Source organism: Mycobacterium parmense (assembly GCF_010730575.1).
GTDB classification, from domain to species: domain Bacteria; phylum Actinomycetota; class Actinomycetes; order Mycobacteriales; family Mycobacteriaceae; genus Mycobacterium; species Mycobacterium parmense.
The window spans coordinates 4,386,087-4,408,628 of record NZ_AP022614.1; the positions used below are offsets into that span (position 1 = coordinate 4,386,087).

Annotated in this window: 20 protein-coding genes; 12 read left to right on the plus strand and 8 right to left on the minus strand. The window is 69.8% G+C overall.

Going from position 1 to position 22,542, the window contains the following annotated elements; all coding sequences use genetic code 11:
- Positions 1-20: 20 nt before the first annotated feature.
- Complete coding sequence (locus G6N48_RS20230; RefSeq protein WP_085270801.1) at positions 21-371, minus strand: metallopeptidase family protein; 351 nt, start codon at positions 369-371, stop codon at positions 21-23.
- A gap of 4 nt (positions 372-375) precedes the next feature.
- Entirely contained in the window at positions 376-1,722 is a 1,347-nt protein-coding gene (locus G6N48_RS20235) for a septum formation family protein (protein WP_179969890.1), read from the minus strand.
- 120 nt (positions 1,723-1,842) lie between these two features.
- Here G6N48_RS20235 and serS point away from each other — a divergent pair, with 120 nt between their 5' ends.
- On the plus strand, positions 1,843-3,102 hold the full coding sequence (gene serS, locus G6N48_RS20240; protein WP_085270803.1) for a serine--tRNA ligase: 1,260 nt from the start codon (positions 1,843-1,845) through the stop codon (positions 3,100-3,102).
- A gap of 29 nt (positions 3,103-3,131) precedes the next feature.
- On the opposite strand, the gene G6N48_RS20245 is transcribed toward serS, so the two are convergent.
- Positions 3,132-3,611 (minus strand): DUF2834 domain-containing protein, encoded by a 480-nt coding sequence (locus tag G6N48_RS20245; RefSeq protein WP_085270804.1) that lies wholly within the window; start codon positions 3,609-3,611, stop codon positions 3,132-3,134.
- Positions 3,612-3,680: 69 nt separating this feature from the next.
- On the opposite strand from G6N48_RS20245, the gene G6N48_RS20250 reads away from it, so the two are divergent.
- Entirely contained in the window at positions 3,681-4,298 is a 618-nt protein-coding gene (locus G6N48_RS20250) for a TetR/AcrR family transcriptional regulator (protein WP_085270805.1), read from the plus strand.
- A gap of 65 nt (positions 4,299-4,363) precedes the next feature.
- Positions 4,364-5,920, plus strand: coding sequence for a phytoene desaturase family protein (locus G6N48_RS20255; protein ID WP_085270806.1), 1,557 nt, complete (start codon positions 4,364-4,366; stop codon positions 5,918-5,920).
- Here the strand turns inward: G6N48_RS20255 and G6N48_RS20260 are convergent.
- Positions 5,917-6,249: a hypothetical protein gene (locus tag G6N48_RS20260; protein ID WP_085270807.1), complete on the minus strand. Its 333-nt coding sequence runs from the start codon at positions 6,247-6,249 to the stop codon at positions 5,917-5,919. The genes G6N48_RS20255 and G6N48_RS20260 overlap by 4 nt on opposite strands.
- Positions 6,246-7,796, minus strand: coding sequence for an MBL fold metallo-hydrolase (locus G6N48_RS20265; RefSeq protein WP_085270808.1), 1,551 nt, complete (start codon positions 7,794-7,796; stop codon positions 6,246-6,248). The genes G6N48_RS20260 and G6N48_RS20265 overlap by 4 nt, the downstream gene beginning before the upstream one ends.
- A gap of 144 nt (positions 7,797-7,940) precedes the next feature.
- On the opposite strand from G6N48_RS20265, the gene G6N48_RS20270 reads away from it, so the two are divergent.
- From G6N48_RS20270 to G6N48_RS20285, 4 genes are read left to right on the plus strand one after another with little or no spacing between them, the layout of a single operon-like run.
- Positions 7,941-8,708: a lysophospholipid acyltransferase family protein gene (locus G6N48_RS20270; RefSeq protein ID WP_085270809.1), complete on the plus strand. Its 768-nt coding sequence runs from the start codon at positions 7,941-7,943 to the stop codon at positions 8,706-8,708.
- A 7-nt stretch (positions 8,709-8,715) separates the two neighbouring features.
- Positions 8,716-9,459 (plus strand): lysophospholipid acyltransferase family protein, encoded by a 744-nt coding sequence (locus tag G6N48_RS20275; protein ID WP_085270888.1) that lies wholly within the window; start codon positions 8,716-8,718, stop codon positions 9,457-9,459.
- A 14-nt stretch (positions 9,460-9,473) separates the two neighbouring features.
- A complete protein-coding gene (locus G6N48_RS20280) occupies positions 9,474-10,259 on the plus strand; it encodes a lysophospholipid acyltransferase family protein (RefSeq protein ID WP_085270810.1) in 786 nt (261 codons plus the stop codon).
- Between the two features lie 7 nt (positions 10,260-10,266).
- The gene (locus G6N48_RS20285; protein WP_085270811.1) at positions 10,267-11,082 is read left to right on the plus strand and encodes a Cof-type HAD-IIB family hydrolase; all 816 of its coding nucleotides are present in this window, start codon (positions 10,267-10,269) and stop codon (positions 11,080-11,082) included.
- Positions 11,083-11,085: 3 nt separating this feature from the next.
- Here G6N48_RS20285 and G6N48_RS28705 read toward each other — a convergent pair whose 3' ends face one another.
- The 3 genes from G6N48_RS28705 to G6N48_RS20300 form a co-directional block, all read right to left on the minus strand.
- Entirely contained in the window at positions 11,086-12,588 is a 1,503-nt protein-coding gene (locus tag G6N48_RS28705) for a PE family protein (RefSeq protein ID WP_085270812.1), read from the minus strand.
- Positions 12,589-12,678: 90 nt separating this feature from the next.
- Complete coding sequence (locus G6N48_RS20295) at positions 12,679-14,334, minus strand: LGFP repeat-containing protein (RefSeq protein ID WP_179969952.1); 1,656 nt, start codon at positions 14,332-14,334, stop codon at positions 12,679-12,681.
- A gap of 134 nt (positions 14,335-14,468) precedes the next feature.
- Complete coding sequence (locus G6N48_RS20300; RefSeq protein ID WP_179969891.1) at positions 14,469-15,437, minus strand: PirG; 969 nt, start codon at positions 15,435-15,437, stop codon at positions 14,469-14,471.
- Between the two features lie 213 nt (positions 15,438-15,650).
- On the opposite strand from G6N48_RS20300, the gene glf reads away from it, so the two are divergent.
- The 5 genes from glf (at position 15,651) to aftB (ending at position 22,356) form a co-directional block, all read left to right on the plus strand.
- On the plus strand, positions 15,651-16,898 hold the full coding sequence (gene glf / locus G6N48_RS20305) for a UDP-galactopyranose mutase (RefSeq protein WP_139825921.1): 1,248 nt from the start codon (positions 15,651-15,653) through the stop codon (positions 16,896-16,898).
- Between the two features lie 126 nt (positions 16,899-17,024).
- Positions 17,025-18,935 (plus strand): glycosyltransferase, encoded by a 1,911-nt coding sequence (locus tag G6N48_RS20310; protein ID WP_085270816.1) that lies wholly within the window; start codon positions 17,025-17,027, stop codon positions 18,933-18,935.
- A complete protein-coding gene (locus G6N48_RS20315; protein WP_085270817.1) occupies positions 18,928-19,482 on the plus strand; it encodes a phosphatase PAP2 family protein in 555 nt (184 codons plus the stop codon). The genes G6N48_RS20310 and G6N48_RS20315 overlap by 8 nt, the downstream gene beginning before the upstream one ends.
- Positions 19,479-20,387 carry a decaprenyl-phosphate phosphoribosyltransferase gene (locus tag G6N48_RS20320; RefSeq protein ID WP_085270818.1) on the plus strand — a complete coding sequence of 303 codons (909 nt, stop codon included), beginning with the start codon at positions 19,479-19,481 and terminating at the stop codon, positions 20,385-20,387. Before G6N48_RS20315 ends, G6N48_RS20320 begins: the two co-directional genes overlap by 4 nt.
- Positions 20,374-22,356, plus strand: a complete 1,983-nt coding sequence (gene aftB / locus G6N48_RS20325; RefSeq protein WP_269475424.1) for a terminal beta-(1->2)-arabinofuranosyltransferase — start codon at positions 20,374-20,376, stop codon at positions 22,354-22,356. Before G6N48_RS20320 ends, aftB begins: the two co-directional genes overlap by 14 nt.
- Positions 22,357-22,542: the final 186 nt, after the last annotated feature.

A 22,542-nucleotide genomic window follows, 5' to 3' on the forward strand; every position in this document is an offset into this window, starting at 1 on the left:
GGGAGGGTCTGCCGGCGTCTTCAGGCCCAGCCCAACTGCGTGAGCCGGTCGTCGTCGATGCCGAAATGGTGAGCGATTTCGTGGATCACCGTGACGGCCACCTCGTCGACGACGTCGTCATCGGACTCGCAGACGTCCAGCAGCGCCTCGCGGTAGATGGTGATGGCGTCCGGCAGGGATCCGGCGTAGTCGGAGTCGCGCTCGGTCAGCGCCACTCCTTCGTAGAGCCCGAGCAGTTCGGGATCGTCGGGGTGGCGGTCGTCGACCAGCACCACGACGTTGTCCATCGCGGCCGCCAGCTCGGGCGGGATCAGGTCCAGGGCATCGGCGACCAACTCGTCGAAACGCTGCGGATCCATCCGCACGGACACGCGGCTAGCCTGCCGCTGGGGGCTCGGCCGGCGGCGGCGCGTCGGGCCCGCCCGGCTGCTGCGGGACCAGCGCATCCGGCGGCGCCGGCGGGGCGGGGGCCTGCTGGGGGCCGGCCGGTTGCTGGCCGGGGAGGTGCTGGTTGTTGGGCGGGATGGCCGGTGGGGCGCTGGGCTGGCTCGCGGGAGCGGGGGACGGCACCTGCACCGGTATCTGCGGCAGGTTGAGCCGCTCCTCGGGGATGTCGGGCGGCGGCACCGGCGGCTGCCCGTTGATCAGCAGGTGACCCTTTGCGGTGTTCACCAGGGTGGCCCAGCCCCCGTTGCCCAGCGTCGCGCCGATGCTGCACGCGACCTCGCGGCTGCCCGCCGACCAACTGGACAGCGAGACCGTGGGGTAGATCAGGGTCAGCGTGGTGGTGCGCAGCTTGACCGGCGCCAGGTAGGCGTCCGTCATCTTGGTGCACGAGTCCTTGATGAAGCCGTCCTGGTCGGGTTCCGCGGGCAGCCCGGCAGGGAACTTCTCGGCCAGGTTCACCGTGCCGGTGACCTCCATCGCGTGCGGGGCGGCGCAGTCGACCGGCACGTCGATCGGCTGGTTGGTGGCCGAGTCGATGCCCAGGCAGGTGCCGGTGGGCCACACCTTGGACTGGTCGACGTCGGCGACCTTGCCCTTGAAGGCCTCCTGCTGGTTGTTCAGGCCGGGCAGTTGCAGTCCGCACAGCATGCGGCGGTCCCCGGACTGCCGCCAGGCCCGGTCGCCGGGCCACAGCAGGCTGACCGTGAACTTGCTGTTCGGGTCGAACTTGGGTCCCAGGTAGTTGCGGACCGCGGCCTCGCACTGCTCCTGCGTGATCTGCTGGATGCGGGCCGGCGTGGGGGGCTCGGCGTTGGGCCCGTACTCGGAGCCCGGGAACGTCCGCATGTCGATGGACTCGGCCACCTCGAACTTGTGGTCGTCGGCGCAGTTGACGATGCTCGCCGACTCCGGCGTGGTGTCGGGCCACATGAGGCAGTCGCCGCCGTTGGCGCGGTTGACCGCCGCGTTGCTCTTGGTTCCGGTGCTCGGCACGGGATCGCTGTCGATGTAGCCGGCCAGCCGGCCGGGGCCGTTGCCGCCGATCGGCAGCGCGGTCACCAGGCCGGCGATCAACAGCCCGCCGAGCGCGGTGAGCAGCAGCGCCCGCCTGGTGGCCGTCGCCTGCAGGCTCCGCGGCCAGCGGGGGGCGGCCGGCGGCTGCTGCGGCGCGTCGCGGGCCTCGGAGACCGCCGGAGCCTCGGAACTCTCCGTGGGCTCCGGTGGTGGCGGACTCTGCGTGGGCTCCACGGCGTCCTGCTCGGGCTCGTGCGACATCGGCTCCATTCTGACAGGGCCAGCTAAGTCCCGTGACGAAAGTTGCAGAAGTAGCGCCTGAGACCGGCCCGGCGGGATGCTGCGCTACCGGGCCGCGGCGCCGAAAGTAGTCTCAGGGCCGTGATCGACCTGAAGCTGCTCCGGGAACACCCCGACGCCGTGCGCCGCTCCCAAATCAGCCGCGGCGAGGACCCGGCCCTGGTAGACGCGCTGTTGACGGCCGACGCGGAGCGCCGGGCCGCGATCTCGTCGGCCGACGCGCTGCGCGCCGACCAGAAGGCGGCCAGCAAGAGCGTCGGCGGCGCGTCACCCGAGGAGCGCCCGGCGCTGCTGGCGCGCGCCAAGGAGCTGGCCGAGCAGGTGAAGACCGCCGAGGCCGCCCAGAGCGAAGCCGAGGCCGCGTTCACCGCGGCGCACATGGCGATCTCCAACGTCGTCATCGACGGTGTGCCCGCCGGCGGCGAGGACGACTACCGCGTCCTCGACGTGGTCGGCGAGCCGGCCGTACTCGACAACCCGAAGGACCACCTGGAGCTCGGCGAGTCCCTCGGGCTGATCGACATGCAGCGCGGCGCCAAGGTGTCGGGGTCGCGGTTCTACTTCCTGACCGGCCGGGGCGCGCTGCTGCAGCTGGGCCTGCTGCAGCTCGCCCTGCGGCTGGCCGTCGACAACGGCTTCATCCCGATGATCCCGCCCGTGCTGGTGCGCCCGGAGGTGATGGCCGGCACCGGGTTCCTCGGCGCGCACGCCGACGAGATCTACCGGGTGGAGGCCGACGACCTCTACCTGGTCGGCACGTCGGAGGTGCCGCTGGCCGGCTACCACGCCGACGAAATCCTGGACCTCTCCGGCGGCCCGCTGCGGTACGCGGGATGGTCGTCGTGCTTCCGGCGGGAGGCCGGCAGCTACGGCAAGGACACCCGCGGCATCATCCGGGTGCACCAGTTCGACAAGGTCGAGGGGTTCGTCTACTGCCCGCCCGAGGAGGCCGAGGCCGAACACGGGCGGCTGCTCGGCTGGCAGCGCGAGATGCTGGCCCTGATCGGGGTGCCCTACCGCGTGATCGACGTGGCCGCCGGCGACCTGGGGTCCTCGGCCGCCCGCAAGTTCGACTGCGAGGCGTGGGTCCCCACCCAGGGCGCCTACCGCGAGCTGACGTCGACGTCGAACTGCACCACCTTCCAGGCGCGCCGGCTCTCGACGCGCTACCGCGACGCCAACGGCAAGCCGCAGGTCGCCGCCACGCTGAACGGCACGCTCGCCACCACCCGGTGGCTGGTGGCGATCCTGGAAAACCACCAGCGGCCCGACGGCAGCGTGCGCGTTCCCGACGCGCTGGTGCCGTTCGTGGGCACCGAGCTGCTGGAGCCCAAAACGTAGGCGCCGGACGCGCCGGACGCGCCGGACGCTCAGGCGTTCACGGTCTCGCGGGCACGCTCGTGGCGGCGCTGCCGCTCCACGGTGGCGAAGTACCAGGCGAGCGGGAACGAGAAGCTGGTGAAGAAGCTGGCGAGGAAGAACAGCCACGGACGGCGGATGCCGCGGCGGTAGCCGTCGACGATCGTGAACACCGGCAGCAGAATGACATTCGCGATGATGTAATCCTGGTCCCCCGAACCCGCGGCCGGATTGGCGAACTGCATCCGCAGGAAGTGCGGATAACTCGCCGGCCCCGAGACGATGGATCCCTGCCCGTGCGCGTCGAGCACGAAATGGATGTTGAAGTACCAGCCCAACAGAATCGAGGCGATCCCCGCGGCGTAGTAGACGAGCTCCAGCGGCGAAAGCCACGGTCCCGCAGCCGGTTTGGCGTAGACGCTCGGGTTCGACGCGATTATCCAGCCGATGACGGCCAGCCCGAGAAACGCGTGGACATAGAGCCAGATCATGCGCGAAGTCTCCGTGCGGCACAAAGTTTTGTCAAGACTGACAAAACCCGCCTGGGGTACGTTACTGGCATGGTCCGGCCCGCGCAGACGGCGCGCAGCGAGCGCACCCGCGAGGCGCTGCGACAGGCGGCGCTCGTGCGATTCCTGGCGCAGGGCGTCGAGGACACCTCGGCCGAACAGATCGCGGCGGACGCCGGGGTGTCGCTGCGGACGTTCTATCGCCACTTCCGGTCGAAGCATGACCTGCTGTTTGCCGACTACACCGGGCTGAATTGGTTCCGCGCCGCACTCGACGCACGGCCGGTGGGCGAACCGATCATCGATTCCGTGCAGGCGGCGATCTTCGCATTCCCCTATGACGTTGAGGCGGTGGCGAAGATCGCAACGCTGCGAGACGACGAACTTGACCCCGGGCGCATCGTCCGTCACATCCAGGAAGTGCAGGCCGACTTCGCCGAGTCGATCCGCGCGCAGCTGCAACGGCGTAGCTGCAACTCGGCACACACGCCCGATTCCCGGTTGCGCGCGGCGGTGACGGCCCGTTGCGTGGCGGCCGCGGTTTTCGGGGCGATGGAGTTCTGGATGCTCGGCGACGACCGGTCGCTGAGCGAGCTGGCGCGGGTGTGCCACGCGGCGCTCGAGTCGCTGCGGGCCGGCATCACCGAGGCCTGGGCCGACGAGGCCTGACTCAAGTTTCGTCATAATTGACAAAACATGCGCCTCATGCCAGCCTGCTTTCCGGAGGCAGGGACATGGCTGATTTCGACGCGATTGTTATCGGGGCGGGCCACAACGGGCTGGCCGCTGCGGTGGTGCTGCAGAAGGCGGGCCTGCGCACGGTATGTCTGGACGCCAAGCTGTACGCCGGCGGAATGGCTTCCACGGTGGAGCTTTTCGACGGGTACCGGTTCGAGATCGCCGGCTCGGTGCAGTTTCCGACGTCGTCCGTGGTGGTCGAGGCGCTGGGGCTGGACACCCTGCCGACGATCGATCTGGACGTGATGTCGGTGGCGCTGCGCGGCGTCGGCGACGATCCGCTGGTCCAGTACAGCGACCCGATCAAGCTCTTCACCCATCTCAACGAGGTGCACGGCGCGGACGCCGTCAACGGCATGGCGGGTCTGATGGCGTGGAGCCAGGCGCCGACGCGGGCGCTGGGCCGGTTCGAGGCCGGCGCTCCGCCCAAGACGTTCGACGAGATGTATGCCTGTGCCACCAACGAATTCGAGCGCTCGGCGATCGACGACATGCTGTTCGGCTCGGTCACCGACGTGCTGGATCGGTACCTCCCCGACCGCGAGAAGCACGGCGCGCTGCGCGGCTCGATGACCGTGCTGGCCGTCAACACCCTCTACCGCGGACCGGCGACCCCGGGCAGCGCGGCGGCGCTCGCCTTCGGGCTGGGCGTGCCCGACGGGGACACCATGCAGATGAAGAAGCTGCGCGGCGGCATCGGCGCGCTGACCGCGCACCTGTGCGACCTGTTGGAAAGCCTGGGCGGCGAGGTCCGGCTGCGCACCAAGGTGACCGAGATCGTCGTCTCCGACGGCCGCGTGACGGGCGTGCGCACCGAAGCGGGCGACACGTTCAACGCCCCGGTCGTGGTCTCCGGCATCGCGCCCGACGTCACGCTCAACGAGATGATCGACCCGGCCGCCCTGCCCGCCGACATCCGGGAACGGTACGCGCGCATCGACCACCGCGGCAGCTACCTGCAGATGCACTTCGCGCTCGAGGAGGCACCCGCGTTCGCCGCCCCCTACGAGGCGCTCAACGAACCCGCGATGCAGGCGTCCATCGGCCTGTTCTGCACGCCGGAGGAGGTCCAGCGGCAGTGGGAGGACTGCCGCCGCGGGATCGTCCCGGCCGACCCGACGGTCGTGCTGCAGATTCCGTCGCAGAACGACCCGGGGCTGGCGCCCGAAGGCAAGCACGCCGCGTCGGCGTTCGCGTTGTGGTTCCCCATCGAGGGCGGCGCCGACTACGGGCAGGCCAAGGTGGAAATGGGTCAGCGGGTGATTGACAAGATCACGCGCCTCGCCCCGAACTTCGAATCCAGCATCATCCGGCACACCACCTTCACGCCCCGGCACATGGGCGTGATGTTCGGGGCGCCCGGCGGCGACTACTGCCACGGGCTGCTCAATGCCGACCAGATCGGCCCGAACCGGCCGGGCCCGAAGGGGTTTGTCGGCCAACCGATCCCGATCAGCGGGCTGTACCTGGGCAGCGCGGGTTGCCACGGCGGGCCCGGGATCACCTTCATCCCCGGTTACAACGCCGGCCGGGCGGCGCTCGAAGACCGCTAGCCGCGCTCGCCGAGCAACTCGTCGAGCAGGGCGGTGAACTCGTCGGGCCGCGCCGGCGTGCACGCGGGACGCGGCCAGGTTCCCGGCACGTCGAGAGTGATCAGCGTCGACTTGAAGGGACGGCCGATGTCCAGCGGCAGCCAGCGGCGCAGGTCCGAGCTGCCCCAGATCCGCAGCCGCTGTGCGAAGAATCCCAGCCGCTCGGATTTGTATCCGCGGATGGAGCCCAGCGCGATCACCTTCGAAGTCCCGGACGGAAAGTGGTAGCGCCGCAACGTGATCGCGGCGCGGTCCAGCGCAATCAGGCCGTCATCGTAAGTCGCGTTCATGCTCGCGCGCTCCGCAGCTGGTGGCCCCGCGCTGTCAGGCAGTGGCCGTCGTCCAGCCGCCACTGCCACCCGTGCAGGTTGCAGGTCAGCGTATTACCTTCCACCACACCGAATTTCGACAGGTCAGCCTTCAGGTGCGGGCAGCGGCGCTGGATCTGCCAGCCGTCCATGGTGACCGACGCCGAGTCGTCGTGCGTCTCGGCGAACCAGCCGTCGGCGTAGGCGATCCGTTCGTCGGTCAGGCACTTGAAGAAGGTGTACAGGTATTCGTTGTAGCCGCCGACCCGCCAAGCGGTGAAGCGGGTGGACAAGAAGATCGTGTTGACCCAGTCCGGCTCGTGGTCGCGCAGCACGGTACGGACCAACTCCGGCGCGATCGCGAAACCGTAACGCACCCTCTCGTCGGGAACCCGTTCCCGCACGGTGCGTTTGGGGAAGTCCAGGACGACGGTCTGTTGGCCGAGGACCAGCTCGACGGGGTAGCCGATGCCGTCGCAGATCTCGTCGCTGGCCAGCATGATCGGTTCGAACAGCGCGCGCAGCGGCTCGAGCAGCGGCTCGCCGCCGGCCGGGGCCCAGCTCGCCCGCTCGGCGGCCAGCACGGGCGCCATCCGCTCGGCATAGTCGGCGATGTAGGCCGACTTGCCGGTGGTGAAGATGGCCTCGACTTCGTCGGTGGGCAGCGGATGGGTGAGCGAATTCAGCGTCGAGCCGGTGAAGTCCGCCGCGGAACCCGGCATCATCAGCAGCCCGCGCTCGTGGCCGTGGGCGCGCATCTGCTCCAGGAAGACCATCTGGTCGGGGAAGATGTTGGCCGGGTCGCCGTGGTCGTCGTTCAGGTGGCGCAACTCGGGGTCCAGGAAGCACGGCGGCCCGGCGGACGGCACCACCCAGCTCGCCCCGACCTGGGCGATGTACTGGCGGGCGCGGTCCATCTGGCGCTGCCGCTTCTGCACCCCGAACGACTCCTTGGCGCGCTCGGGCATGTCGTAGACCATCGGGTACCAGATGGCGCCGGAGTACTGCAGCATGTGCACGTCGATGTGGCCGAACTCGGCGTCGAGCACGTCCAGGTCGACGGGACGGGCGTCGTTCATGTTGAAGGCCGTCGTGACGCCGTCGGACACCACCAGCGCGGAGTCGCCGATCGGGCCGTCGGCGGGGGCCCGCAGCGCGAGGATCATGACGTCCAGGTCGCCCCCGGGGCCGGCGACGCGGTGCCTGACCCCGCTGGTGGTCTCGAAGAACCGGTGAAAACCCAGCAGCTGCAACTCGTTTCGCAGGTCGGGCACCGGGAAGTCGGGCAGCAGCACCACCGCATCCTTGTTGACGTGGCGCGCGAGGTTCTTGGCGTCGAAGTGGTCTTTGTGCAGGTGCGAGACGTAGAGGAAATCGCAGTCGCCGAGGGCGTCCCAGTCCAGCGCGCTGTTGTCCGGGAAGGGGAACCAGGACGCGAAGTACGCGGGATTGACCCAGGGGTCGCACAGGATGCTGCCCGCGGGGGTCTCGATGAGAAATCCGGCGTGCCCGACGCTGGTGACCTGCACAGATACCTTCCGGCGCCTTCTCGGGTAGGGGTTTTGCGCCCCCGAGCTTAGCGTGCGGCGCGCCGTTCGGCCCGCCGCCGGCGGCCCTGCCCCGCCAACGGCACTGCAGGTGCCTCACAGTCCCGAGCATTACGCTGATCTGTTGTGGAGCCGGTATACGGGACCGTCATTGCGCTCGCCCGCCTGATCTGGCGCATCCAGGGTCTCAAGATCACCGTTTCAGGCGTCGAGAACCTGCCGGAAAGCGGTGGCGCCGTCATCGCGATCAACCACACCGGCTATCTGGACTTCACCTTCGCGGGCCTGCCCGCCTTCCGGCAGGGCCGCGGCCGCAAGGTGCGGTTCATGGCCAAGCAGGAGGTGTTCGACAGCAAGATCACCGGCCCGCTGATGCGCAGCCTGCGGCACATCTCGGTCGACCGGCAGGAAGGGGCCGCGTCGTACGAGGCCGCGGTGCGCAACCTCAAGGACGGCGAGCTCGTCGGGGTCTACCCCGAGGCCACCATCAGCCGCAGCTTCGAGATCAAAGAGTTCAAATCCGGAGCCGCCCGCATGGCGGTGGAGGCCGGCGTGCCGATCGTCCCGGTGATCGTCTGGGGCGCGCAGCGGATCTGGACCAAGGGTCACCCGAAGAAGCTGTTCCGCCCGAAGGTGCCGATCACCGTGCTCGTCGGCGAGCGGATCGAACCGACGCTGGGCACCGCGGAGCTGAACGCCCTGCTGCATTCGCGGATGCAGCACCTGCTGGAGCGGGCGCAGGAGATGTACGGGCCCCATCCGGCCGGGGAGTACTGGGTGCCGCGCCGGCTCGGCGGCGGCGCGCCGTCGCTGGCGGAAGCGGCCCGGATGGACGCCGAGGATGCCGCCGCCCGTGCGGCTCGCCGCGCCCAGGCGGCAGACCCGCCGGAGTAGCGGGGCGATGGTGGAGCCGACGTTCCGCTCGCTGGAAATCCTCGCCCAGCTGGTGGTTGCGGCCACCGGAACCCGGATCACCTACCGCGGCGTGGAGAACATCCCCGAGCGGGGCGGCGCTGTCGTCGCGATCAACCACACCAGCTACGTCGACTGGCTGCCCGCCGCGCTCGCCGTGCACCGGCGGCGCCGGCGGCTGCGGTTCATGATCAAGGCCGAGATGCAGCGGGTGCGGGCGGTCGATTTCCTGATCAGGCACACGCGCACCATCCCGGTGGATCGCCGCGCGGGAGCCGGTGCCTATGCGGTGGCCGTGCAGCGCCTCCGCGAGGGTGAGCTGGTGGGCGTCTACCCGGAGGCCACGATCAGCCGCAGCTTCGAACTCAAGGGTTTCAAGACGGGGGCCTCGCGGATGGCGATCGAGGCCGGCGTCCCGATCGTGCCGGTGATCGTCTGGGGCGCGCAGCGGATCTGGACCAAGGACCACCCGCGGAAATTAGGCCGCACTAAGGTGCCCATTACAGTGCAGGTGGGTGCGCCGTTGCGCCCGGCTGCTGACCTCGCGCAGACCGATGCCGCGCTGCGCGAGTCGATGACCACGCTGCTGCACCAGGTGCAGCAGCACTACCCGCGCCCGTCGGGCGCGTACTGGGTGCCGCACCGACTGGGCGGCGGGGCGCCGACCTTGGAGCAGGCCGCTCGGATAGAGGCCGACGAGGCGGCGAGCCGGGCGCCGCGCCGGCCCGAGTAGCGATAGGAGAGGACATGGCGGAGGCCTTCTACCGGCTGGGGGAGTTGATCGTCCCGCCGCTGGTGGCCATGCAGGGCACCAAGATCACCTTCGAGGGCCTCGAGAACATCCCCGAGCGCGGCGGTGCGCTCCTGGCCCAGAACCACACCAGCTACCTCGACTGGCTTCCGACCCTGCTCGGCGTGCGCGAGCGGGGCCGCCGCGCGTACTTCATGATCAAGGCGGAGATGGCCGAGGTGAAGGCGGCCGACTACGTCATCAGGCACGCCAGGCTGATCCCGGTGGACCGGACCGCGGGCCACGAGGCGTTCGACCTGGCCGTGCGGCGGATGCGGCAGGGCGAGCTGATCGGCATGCACCCCGAGGCGACCATCAGCCGCAGTTTCGAGCTGCGCGAGTTCAAGACCGGGGCCGCCCGCATGGCGGTGGAGGCCGGCGTGCCGATCGTCCCGGTGATCGTCTGGGGCGCCCACCGGATCTGGCCCAAGGATCATCCGAAGAAGGTGTTCCGCAACAAGGTGCCGATCACCGTCGCCGCCGGGCGGCCGCTGCCGCCGCACGGCACCGTCGAACAGCTCAACGCCGCCCTGCGCGAGCAGATGAACGCGCTGCTCTACCGGGTCCAGGCCGAATATCCGCATCCGCCGGGAGAGTTCTGGGTGCCCCGGCGGCTGGGCGGCTCCGCGCCGACCCAGGACGATTCGCGGGCGATTCGGCTGGCCGAGCTGCAGGAGCGCATGAAAAGGCACGGGACCGACGGCGTGACGCGCCCCGGTCAAAGCCAAAGCGGGCTCCATTGAGCCCGCAATGACGAAGCCGGCACTCATCGCCTGCGACGTCGACGGCACGCTGTTCGACGAAAACGAGACCATCACCCCACGCACCCGAGACGCCGTCCTTGCCGCAGTGGCCGCAGGCGCCACCTTCGTCGTGGCGACCGGGCGTCCCCCGCGGTGGATCCGGCCGGTCGTCGAGGCCCTCGGATTCGCGCCGATGGCCGTGTGCGCCAACGGCGCCGTGATCTACGACTCCGCGACCGACCGGGTGGTGTCGGCGCGCACGCTCAGCGTCGACACCCTGGCCGAGCTGGCCGAGCTCGCCACGCGCGTCATACCGGGCGCGGGGCTGGCCGTCGAGCGGATCGGCGAACGCGCCCACGACACGGCCACGCCGCAGTTCATCAGTTCGCCCGGCTACGAGCACGCGTGGCTCAACCCCGACAACACCGAGGTGTCCATCGAGGACCTGCTCAGCGCCCCGGCGATCAAGCTGCTGATCCGCCGGGCCGGGGCCCGCAGCGCCGACATGGCGGCCGAGCTGGCCAAGCACGTCGGCATCGAGGGTGACATCACCTACTCCACCAACAACGGCCTCGTGGAGATCGTGCCGCTGGGCATCAGCAAGGCCACCGGTGTGGACGAGCTCGCCCGGCCGCTCGAGATCGGCAGCGACGAGGTGGTCGCCTTCGGCGACATGCCCAACGACCTGCCGATGCTGCTGTGGGCGGGCCACGGCGTGGCGATGGGCAACGCCCACCCCGAGGTGATGGCCGCCGCCGACGAGGTGACGGCGTCCAACAGCGACGACGGGGTGGGACGGGTGCTGGAACGCTGGTGGGTCTAGCCGCTAGGCCGCCGGCACGATCACCGCGGCGAGTTGCTCGGGCAGGTAGTTGACCAACAGCGGTACCAGCCCCATGAAGGGCGTGCCGAAGATCGTCACGGGGGTGGGGCCGAAACCCAGGGCGCTCGGGTCGATGGTCGCCGTGATGGGATGCGGTGGAACGAGAATGCCGTCGAACGGCAGGTGCAGGGTGATCGGCACGTTGAAGCTGGGGAACGGTGCCGGAAGCGTCACTGGCACCGGGATCGTGAAGTCCACGAGGGTGTCGCTGTTGAGGAAGCCGTTCGCGATTGCGGCCGGCGCGTCGAACAGCGCCCCCAGCGCCCCCACGCCGTTGCCGGCCAGCAGCGCCTGCTGAACGGCCGTCGCGCTGGTCGCCAGGCCGTTGAGGGCCGAGATCGGCGCCCCCATCACCGCGTAGGTGAGCACCAGCGGCAGCCCGAAGAAAGCGCTGAGCGAGCCGGTCGTGGGCGCCAGTAGCGGCAGCGTGACGGTCGCGGAGATACTTGGAATCGACAGCGCGTCGAGGACATTGGTGAGGTTCTGCGCCATCTGCCGAAACACCGACGGCGGAATCAGGTTGGTGAGGTACTGCGCCTCCTGCCCGGGCAGGTTGGCGATGGTGAACAGATCCCCCAGCGGGCCCAGGATCGTCGGGTTGACCGTGGCCACCACCGTCGGGTTGGTCAGCGGAGTCAGCAGGGAGGTGGTCACGGTGCCCGGATTGAAGCCGGTGACCAGGAGGTTGGCGAAGGCCTGCGCGACGTCCTGCACCGCGCCGTAGTAGTTGCCCGCCAGCACGGCCTGATAGGCCGCCTGCAGTCCCGACTGCAGGCCGGGCAGCCCGGCCACGATGCCGGTGAGCGCGTCGTTCAGCGACGAGGCGAAGGTCTGGGCGAAGCCGACCTGGGTGGCGACGAACTGCTGCACGTAGTACGCGGCGTCGAAGGTCAACAGTCCCTGCACGCCGCTTTGCACCGCCGCGGGCAGGTTCGCCAGCTCGGCGGGCAGGTTCGCGATCGCGCCGGCGAGCGCCGCCACGAACTGCCGCGCGTAGACCTGCTGGTTGGCCACGATCTGGCGCAGCAACGGCAACGGGTCCGCGGCCCACGCCCGGTAGAGGGACTGCAGGTTGGCGGTGGTGTTCGCGACGAGCTGCCCATAGGCCCCGACCGGCAGGGCGGCGGCGGGCGCTTCCACGGCGGCCATCAGCGCCTGTTCGGTGTTGGCGGCCTCGGTGCCGACGTAGGCGGCCGCACTGCCGTTCAGCAGGCCCACGAACCCGTCGTGAAACGCCGCCGCCCGGGCGCTGAGCGCCTGGAATTGCTGTCCGTACGTGCCGAACACCCGTGAGATCGCCACCGAGACCTCGTCGGCGGCCGGGGCCGCGATCCCGGTGGTGGGTCCCGCCGCCGCGGCGGCGGCCCGTTCGAGCGTGGTGCCGATCCCGGCGAGGTTGCCGGCGGCGTCCGTCACCGCCTCGGGTGCTGTCAACACGAACGACACGGCGGTCCCCCCTCGACTCGAACCCCCTGATCGGCCAGGCAGGTCGAGCCTACTGTGACCGGTGCCACACTCGTGTGCGAACTGCGCGGTTCAGGCGGTGCCGGGATGGCTCGGTAGCGAGAAATGCTCGGCCGGCACGGTCGGGCCTTCCGGCGGCTCGGTCGACAGCGGCGTCGTGATGCCGTCCACGACCTGGGTGACGTTCCCGGTGAGCCGCTCGTAGTTGAGGGTTCCGTGCTGGAAGTTCTGCGTGATCTGCAGCGGCTCCTGGATTTCGGCGCTCGTGGGCAACCCGAGCGGCCCGCGCTCGTAGCTGAGTGAGGCCCACGCGTCGTAAAGCGCGCCGGTGACGGGCTGGGGACCGGTTTCGGGCGACCAGTACATCGCGCCCTTGGCGAAGGTGACGTAGCGGGCCACACCGCCCGACCCCTCGGCGTCGTCCTCGGGGGAGGTCGGCGCGCCCAGATAGCTCTTCATGCCGCCCATGTCGATCCAGTGCTGGTAGATGGCGCCGCCCTCCAGGGCCTTGAGCAGCTCCTCGGGCGGATCGTTGACATGCGAGGCGATGTCGCGGATCTCGTCCATCAGCGCGTAGGCGGCGTTTCCCGGGCAGTCGGTGTTCCCGACGTCGCGGTGGGTGAAGATCGTCGGCAGCGTGGCGACCGCACCCGCCGGGAAGACCGTGTAGTGGCTGCCGGCGGACTCCAAGGCCACGGTGCCCTTGGGGTCGACGCCGTCGAGGCCCAGCCGCCAGCCCAGCAACCGGCCGACCATGCGCAGCTGGATCGGGGTGGGCGGGACGTCGTCGAAGTTGCCGATCATCGCCACGCCCCAGGTGTTGCGGTTGAAGCCGCCGGTGTGAAAGCCCTCGACCGCCTTGGTGAGCCCCCCGGCGCTGCCCTCGAACACCTGGCCGTACTTGTCGACCAGCGCGTTGTAGGCGATGTCGCACCAGCCCAGGGTTTTGCTGTGATAGGTGTAGATGGCCTTGACGATCCCGGCGGACTCCAGCGGCGAGTAGTCGTTGCTGCCCGCGGTGTGATGGACCACCGCCGCGCGAATCCCGTTGTCGTACTGGGGGCTACCGCATCGCAGTGACTCGTCGGCGCCCCACTCGGCGCGGCTGATGATGGGCGGCGCCTGGCCGGGCATCAGCACGCCGGCCGGCGGCGTCCACTTCTGCTTGGGCGGCGCCTGGGGAGGGGAGATGAGGATCGCGGAGATGTTCTGTCCGAACGGCCGTTCCCTGGACGCGGGCCGGTAGCCGAGGCCCTCGGAGGCCGCCGGCGCCGCGGGCGGCTGCGTCAGCGGCGCGTCGACGGGTCGGGTGACGGCGACCTGGACGGTCGTGGTGGTGCCGACGAAGACCGGGTCTGTGCTGCGCGGCCCCTCGAGCGCTCCGGCCGGCGCGCCGGGCGCCGCCGAATCGGGTGCCGCGGTCTCGTACTCGGTCTGATACCAGGGTCCCCACGACCCGTCGGCCCGCTTCGCGCGCACCCGGGTGGATGTGCCGGCCAGATCGCCGGTGAGCGCCACCAGGGAAAACGGTGTGTCCTGGGTGAGTTCTCGCACGGTGACGCCGCCGCCCAGTCCAACCAGCGGCTGTTCGGCGAGCAGGGTGTCGCGCCGCTGTGGTCCGGACGCGGGGTCACGGTCACGCGCCGTGCCCGTCATCCACGAGACGATCACGACGGTGGCGATGACGGCGGTCATCAGCATCGTCGGTGCGCGACCACGGGACACCAGCTGATGTTACGTGTGTTTCTGATGTTATCAATGTGACGACACGACCGAGGGCTGCCCGAATTGCGCCGAAATGTCGACGGCACCGCGGAGTGTGAGGTGACTCCGCGGTGCCGTCGGGTGACAGGTTCGGCGAATCAGACGGGAGGCAAGGGTGCCGCCGCGGCCGGCGCGGCAGCGCCGGCAGCTCCGGGCAGTGCACCCGCCGCGCCCGGCAGGGCACCGGCGGCGCCCGGCAGCGCGGCCGCCGCGTGCGGTAACGCACCCGCGGCACCGGGCAGAGCACCGGCCGCGCCCGGCAGGGCACCCGGGAGGGCACCCGCCGCGCCCGGCAGCGCGCCCGGCGCGCCGGCGCCGCCTTGCATGCTCTGCGTGATCGCCGGCATCACCAGGCCCTTGAGCAGGTCGATGGCCTGCCCGGCGCCCAGCTGGTTGGCGGCCTGCATCACGTCGTTGATCAGCCCGCCGCCGCCGTTGCCGCCCCCGCCGCCGCCACCGCCGAGGGTGGACGGGTCACCGAGGATCGGGTACGTCCCGTCGGCGCCGGGGTCCAGCGCGGCGGGCGTGGTGATCGGCACTTCGCCGGCCGCGGGGGTGCCGAGGCCGCCGGCCGGGCTGGTCAGCGCGGGGTTGAGGCCCGCGCCAGGGGTGGTCAGGCCACCGACGCCCGGGGTCGTCGGCAGCGCGCCCGGCGCGGTCAGCCCGGGGGTGGTCGGCGACAGGCCGGGGCTTGCCAGGCCCGGGCTGGTCAGACCGGGGCTCGTCAGGCCCGGGCTGGTGAGGCCGGGGCTGGTCAAACCGGTGGTCCCCAGGCCCGGGGTACCCAGGCCGGGGCCGGTCAGGCCCGTCGTGCTGGCGCCGCCGCCGCTGAGGGCGGGGATCGGGGGCATGTTGATCCCGAATTGCGACAGCCCCTGGGTCAGCGCGCCCATCAGCTCGCCGGGCAGGTCGGTCATCACGGCTGCCTGCTTGAACTCGTGGTGCTCGGGCTGCTTGCCGGCGGAGGTCGATTCGTAGACAAGGAAGTATGCGCAAGGACTCGCGACTGCCACAGCGGCGACCGCGCTCATGGCTGTCGAGAGCTTGCGTCGGCGTCGGTTCGGCACGGAAGTCTCCTCAATCTGGACAACTCAATCTGAACTTTTCGTGTGGCGTGTCCTGCCGGTCGCATCCGGCATGAACCACACAAGTCGATGGTACGAGTGGGATTGCTGTGACTAGAGTGGTGATATTGAATCGTGAGATAAATGCGATACCGACTGTGACCCTGCCGGTTCGGCGGCCCGGCAGGATCAACCCCGACTCCCCAGCCTCGCCAAATGGGTTGCGCTGCCGCAGTCGGATACCCTAAGCAACCGATGACTTCTCCTTCCAGTCGCTTTGACCTCTATGTCGTCGGCTCCGGATTCTTCGGCCTGACCATCGCCGAGCGCGTGGCTACCCAACTCGGGAAACGCGTGCTCGTGGTTGAGCGGCGCCCGCACATCGGTGGCAACGCGTACTCCGAGGCGGAGCCGCAGACCGGGATCGAGATCCACAAGTACGGCGCGCACCTGTTCCACACCTCCAATAAGAGGGTCTGGGACTACGTGCGGCAGTTCACCGAGTTCACCGACTACCGGCACCGGGTTTTCGCCATGCACAACGGGCAGGCCTACCAGTTCCCCATGGGCCTGGGCCTGGTGTCGCAGTTCTTCGGCAAGTACTTCAGCCCCGAGGAAGCCCGGCGCCTGATCGCCGAACAGGCCGCCGAGATCGACACCGCCGACGCGCAGAACCTCGAGGAGAAGGCCATCTCGCTGATCGGCAGGCCGCTCTACGAGGCGTTCGTCAAGGGCTACACGGCCAAGCAGTGGCAGACCGACCCCAAGGAGCTGCCGGCGGCCAACATCACCCGGCTGCCGGTGCGCTACACCTTCGACAACCGGTACTTCAGCGACACCTACGAGGGCCTGCCGGTCGACGGCTACACCGCCTGGCTGGAGAAGATGGCCGACGACGACCGCATCGAGGTGCGGCTGGACACCGACTGGTTCGAGGTCCGCGACCTGCTGCGCCGGGAGTCGCCGTCGGCCCCGGTGGTCTATACCGGGCCGCTGGACCGCTACTTCGACTACGCCGAGGGCCGGCTCGGCTGGCGCACGCTGGACTTCGAGGTCGAGGTCCTGCCCATCGGCGATTTCCAGGGCACGCCGGTGATGAACTACAACGACCTGGACGTGCCCTACACCCGCATCCACGAGTTCCGCCACTTCCACCTCGAGCGCGACTACCCGAACGACAAGACGGTGATCATGCGGGAGTACTCGCGGTTCGCCGGGGACGACGACGAGCCCTACTATCCGATCAACACCGAAGCCGACCGCGCCCTGCTGGCCGCCTACCGCGCGAGGGCGAAGTCCGAGACGGCGTCGTCGGGAGTGCTGTTCGGGGGCCGGCTGGGCACCTACCAATACCTGGACATGCACATGGCCATCGCCAGCGCACTGAATATGTACGACAACACCCTCGCGCCGCACCTGCGTGACGGCGCCCCGCTCGCTGACACCGAAAGCGCACACGCATGACCCGTGCCGGCGACGATGCAGCGCGAAGCAATGAGGAGGAGCGGCACCAATGACCCGTGCCGGCGACGATGCAGTGGGGGCACCTCCCGCTTGCGGGGGACGAAGCAATGAGGAGGAGCGGCACCAGTGACCGCCGTGAGCCTGCTGTCCCGAATCATCCTGCCGCGCCCGGGTGAGCCCCTCGACGTGCGCAAGCTCTACCTCGAGGAGTCGACCACCAACGCCCGGCGCGCCCACGCGACGAGCCGCACGTCGCTGCAGATCGGGGCGGAGTCCGAGGTGTCGTTCGCGACGTACTTCAACGCCTTCCCGGCCAGCTACTGGCGCCGCTGGAGCATCTGCACGTCGGTGGTGCTGCGCGTCGAAGTGACCGGCGCCGGGCGCGTCGACCTTTACCGCACCAAGGCCACCGGCGCGCGCATCTTCGTCGAGGGCCGCCAGTTCAGCGGGGCCGAGGACGAGGCGCAGGTGGTCGAGGTCGAGGTCGGGCTGCAGCCGTTCGAGGACGGCGGCTGGGTGTGGTTCGACATCACCACCGACACCAAGGTGACCCTGCTCAGCGGCGGCTGGTATGCGACCGGGACCCCGCCGGTCAAGGCCAACATCGCCGTCGGCATCCCCACGTTCAACCGCCCGGCGGACTGCGCCAACGCGCTGGCCGCGCTCACCGCCGACCCGTTGGTGGACGAGGTGATCGGCGCGGTGATCGTTCCCGACCAGGGTGTGCGCAAGGTGCGCGACCATCCCCGCTTCCCGGAGGCCGCCAAGCGGCTGGGTAATCGGCTGACCCTCTGCGACCAGCCCAACCTGGGCGGGTCGGGCGGCTATAGCCGGGTGATGTACGAGGCGCTGAAAAACACCGACTGCCAACAGATTCTGTTCATGGACGACGACATCCGCATCGAGCCGGACTCGATCCTGCGGGTGCTGGCCATGCACCGCTTCGCCAAGAGCCCCATGCTGGTCGGCGGCCAGATGCTCAACCTGCAGGAGCCCTCGCACCTGCACATCATGGGCGAGGTGGTCGACCAGTCGAACTTCATGTGGACCGCCGCGCCGCACGCCGAGTACGACCACGACTTCGCCGTGTACCCGCTCAACGACAAAAACGACCGCAGCAAGCTGCTGCACCGGCGCATCGACGTCGATTTCAACGGCTGGTGGACGTGCATGATCCCGCGTCAGGTCGCCGAGGAGGTGGGCCAGCCCCTGCCGCTGTTCATCAAGTGGGACGACGCCGAATACGGACTGCGCGCCGCAGAGCACGGCTACCCGACGGTGACGCTGCCGGGCGCGGCGATCTGGCACATGGCCTGGAGCGACAAGGACGACGCGATCGACTGGCAGGCCTACTTCCACCTGCGCAACCGGCTGGTGGTCGCCGCGCTGCACTGGGACGGTGACGTCACCGGCCTGGTCCGCAGCCACCTGAAAGCCACTCTGAAACACCTTGCCTGTCTTGAATATTCGACCGTGGCGATCCAGAACAGGGCCATCGACGATTTCCTGGCCGGTCCCGAGCACATCTTCTCGATCCTGGAATCGGCGCTGCCGGAAGTGCACCGGATGCGCAAGCAGTACCCGGACGCCGTCGTCCTGCCGGCCGCCAGCGAACTGCCGTCGCCGGTGTACCAGAGCAAGGCCATGAAGCCGCCGGTGAACCCGTTTTCCATCGGCTACCGGCTGGCCCGCGGCATCCTGCACAACATGACCAAGGCCGACCCCGACCACCACCGCCGGCCGGAATTCAATGTGCCGACCCAGGACGCGCGGTGGTTCCGGTTGTGCACCGTCGACGGCGTGACCGTCACGACGGCCGACGGCTGCGGGGTGGTGTACCGGCAGCGCAATCGCGCCAAGATGATGTCGCTGCTGCTGGCTTCGCTGCGCCGCCAGCGCCAGTTGACCGGCCGGTTCGACGAGATGCGCAAGGTGTACCGGGACGCGCTGCCCGTCCTTTCCAGCACTCAGAAGTGGGAGACGGCGCTGCTGCCGGGCCCAGAGGACAAGGCCCGCGAGAAGACCCAACATGCCTGACGCCTCGGTCTCTGAGGCGCCGCGCGGCGAAGTGGCCGCCCTGGTGGCCGTCCAGTCGGCGCTGGCCGGGCGCCCCGGCACGCTCGCCGTGGCCCGGGGGCTCTCCTACTTCGGGGAGCACAGCATCGGGTGGGTGGCCGCGGCGATCCTGGGCGCGGCCCTGCTGCCCGGCCGCCGCCGGGCGTTCCTGGTGGCCGGGGCCGGCGCGTTCGCCGCGCACGCCGCCGCGGTGGCGGTCAAGCGGGTGGTCCGGCGCCGCCGGCCCCATCATCCGGCCGTCGCCGTGCACGTCGGCACGCCCAGCCGGTTGAGCTTCCCCTCCGCGCACGCCTCCTCCACCACGGCCGCGGCCATCCTGCTGGGACGGGCGGCGGGGTTGGGGGGGCTGCCACTGGCCGCGGTCCTGGTTCCCCCGATGGCGATATCCCGGATGCTGCTGGGCGTGCACTACCCGAGCGACGTGGCCGTCGGCGTCGCCCTGGGCGCCGGCGTCGCGGAGATCACCGGCCGTGCGGCGAGAGGTCTGGAAGGGAGTGCGGCCCAATGAGCGAAGGCGTGGTAACCGGGCCTCCGGGGAACCTGATCGCCGGGGTGGTCAAGGCGATCCGCCCGCGGCAATGGGTCAAGAACGTCATCGTGCTGGCCGCGCCGCTGGCCGCGCTCGGCGGCCCGATCCGCTACGACTACGCCGAGGTGCTGACCAAGGTGTCCGGGGCCTTCGTGGTGTTCTGCCTCGCGGCGTCGTCGATCTATCTGGTCAACGACGTTCGCGACATCGCCGCCGACCGCGAGCATCCGACCAAGAGGTACCGCCCGATCGCGGCGGGCGTGGTGCCGGAGTGGCTGGCCTACGCGCTGGCGGTGGTGCTGGCAGCGGCCTCCCTGGCCATTTCGTGGTGGCTGGCGCCCAATCTTGCGCTGGTGATCGCCGTCTACCTCGGCATGCAGCTCGCATACTGTTTCGGCCTCAAACACCAAGCGGTGATGGACATCTGCATCGTGTCGTCGGCGTACCTGATCCGGGCGATCGCCGGGGGCGCCGCCACGAAAATCCCCCTGTCGCAATGGTTCCTGCTGTTCGTGGCGTTCGGGTCGCTGTTCATGGTGGCCGGCAAGCGCTACGCCGAGCTGCAGGTGGCCGAGCGCACCGGCGCGGCCATCCGCAAGGCGCTGGAGAGTTACACCAGCACCTATCTGCGCTTCGTCTGGACGATGTCGGCCACCGCGGTGGTGCTGTGCTACGGGCTGTGGGCGTTCGAGCGCGACCGCCATTCTGGATCCTGGTTCGCGGTGTCGATGGTCCCGTTCACCATCGCGATCCTGCGCTACGCGGTCGACGTCGACGGCGGCCTCGCCGGTGAGCCGGAGGACATCGCGCTGCGCGACCGGGTGCTGCAGCTGCTGGCCGTGGCGTGGATCGTGACAGTTGGGGCCGCCGTTGCCTTCGGCTAGCCCCGAGCTGCAGGCCCTCAAGGCGCGATTGTCGAGCCGTCGGCCGGCGGACAGGCGGCCCGGCCGGCTTCTTTGGAGACCATCGTTCCCCTACGACCTCACCGTGCGGGTCAGCCTGTGGATCGGGGTGGCCACGGTCGCGACGCTGTTCGCCTGGGGTGCATGGCAGCGCCGCTGGATCGCCGACGACGGCCTGATCGTGCTGCGCACCGTGCGCAACCTGCTGGCCGGCAACGGGCCGGTGTTCAACGAGGGCGAGAGGGTGGAGGCCAACACCTCCACGGCCTGGACCTACCTGATGTACGCCGGGAGCTGGGTCGGCGGCCCGATGCGCATGGAATACGTCGCGTTGGCGCTGGCCCTGCTGCTCTCGGTGCTGGGCGTGGCGCTGCTGATGCTCGGCGCCGCGCGGCTGTACGCGCCCAGCCTGCGGCTGCGCAAGGCGGTCATGCTGCCCGCCGGCGCCTTCGCCTACATCGCGCTGCCGCCCGCGCGGGACTTTGCGACGTCCGGGCTGGAGACCGGGCTGACGCTGGCCTACCTGGGCTTGCTGTGGTGGATGATGGTCTGCTGGGGCCAGCCCGTGCGCAACCGGCCGGATAGCCCGTGGTTCCTCGGCGCGCTGGCATTCGTCGCCGGTTTGAGCGTGCTGGTCCGGCCGGACCTGGCGCTGATGGGCGGGCTGGCGCTGATCATGATGCTGATCGCCGCCCGCACCTGGCGCCGGCGGGGGCTGGTCGTGCTCGCCGGGGGCCTGCTGCCCGTCGCCTACGAGATCTTCCGGATGGGCTACTACGGCCTGCTGGTACCCGGGACCGCCCTCGCCAAGGACGCCGCCGGCGACAAGTGGTCGCAGGGCATGGTCTATCTGTCGAATTTCGACGCGCCGTACGCGGTGTGGGTGCCCGCGTTGCTGCTGGTGCCGCTGGGGGTGCTGATGGTGTTCGCCCGCCGGCGGCCGTCGTTCCTGCGTCCGGCGCTGGCGCCCAACTACGGCCGGATCGCCCGCGCCGTCCAGAGCCCCCCGGCGGTGGTGGCATTCGTGCTGGTCAGCGGGTTGGTGCAGGCGTTGTACTGGATCCGCCAAGGCGGTGATTTCATGCACGGCCGGGTGCTGTTGGCCCCGCTTTTCTGTTTGCTTGCCCCCGTGGCCGTGATCCCCGTGCCGATTCCCGACGGCCAGGACTACTCGCGGGAGACTGGATATTGGGTGGCGGGCGCCGCCGGGGTGCTCTGGCTGGGCGTGGCGGGATGGTCGCTGTGGGCGGCGAACTCGCCGGGAATGGGCGACGACGCCACCCACGTCACTTACTCCGGGATCGTCGACGAGCGCCGCTTCTACGCGCAGGCCACCGGGCACGCGCACCCGTTGACCGCCGCCGACTACCTGGGCTACCCGCGGATGGCCGCCATCCTGGCGGCACTCGACAACACCCCGGACGGCGCGTTGCTGCTGCCGTCGGGCAACTACATCCAGTGGGACCTGGTGCCGATGCTGCAGCCGCCGCCGGGCAGCCCACCCCAAAAGCCCCAGCACACAGTGTTTTTCACCAATCTGGGCATGGTCGGCATGAACGTCGGGCTCGACGTCAGGGTGATCGACCAGATCGGCCTGGCCAACCCGCTCGCGCAGCACACCGAGCGGCTCAAGCACGGCCGGATCGGCCACGACAAGAACCTGTTCCCGGACTGGGTGATCGCCGACGGCCCCTGGGTCAAGACCTATCCCGGAATCCCCGGCTACCTGGACCAGCAGTGGGTCGCGGAGGCGGTGGCGGCGCTGAAATGTCCCGAGACGCAGGCGGTGCTGGGATCGGTGCGTGCGCCCCTGACCGTGCACCGATTCCTGTCCAACCTGCTGCACTCCTACGACTTCACCTCCTACCGGATCGACCGCGTGCCGCTCTACGAGCTCGCCAGGTGCGGCCTCCCGCTGCCCGACACCGTGCCGCCACCGCCGCGCGAGTAGCGCCCGGGGCGGTGGTCCGGAAACTTTTTCTCGGCCTGATCGCCCGTGCGCCCCCACCCCGGTCACCGGAGATTGACAGCAACATCACATTTTGGTCTCTACCAGCCTGTCGCGCCGGGCAGGCACATGCCGAAACGCTATTTTTCACGGACGGGTCGGGATTCGGAATTCGCGGAAATGGCGGTC